Genomic DNA, 273 nt, shown 5'->3' on the forward strand with positions numbered 1-273 from the left:
TCCATAGCTCGCGCTGGGCTCTATGAAGGTGCTTAAAGCGTTCAGCCAGGTCATCACCGTTCTTCACCGTCAAAGTCACCAAAAAAGGCCTCAGAGCCGTTTTCTCGGCTCGGATGACCTCCCACCTATCCAAGTATGCTTTCATCGACTTAGCGCCCCGTCTAATGGCACACAGAGGGCAAAGCAGGTGCTTCATGCAGAAGCTGGCCGCATGCAGCCTCACAGCGTCGATGGTGAAGTAGTGCCGGAACAGCAGGTAGTCACCGCAAGTGG

Annotated in this window: 1 protein-coding gene; it reads right to left on the reverse strand. The window is 55.3% G+C overall.

From position 1 onward, the window contains the following. A partial coding sequence (locus ABG80_RS23070) for a protein rep (RefSeq protein WP_268761016.1) occupies positions 1-223 on the reverse strand: 223 nt, incomplete at its 3' end. Positions 224-273 lie beyond the last annotated feature (50 nt).

Origin of the sequence: Aquabacterium parvum, assembly GCF_001447195.1 — a bacterium.
Lineage (GTDB): Bacteria > Pseudomonadota > Gammaproteobacteria > Burkholderiales > Burkholderiaceae_C > Aquabacterium > Aquabacterium parvum.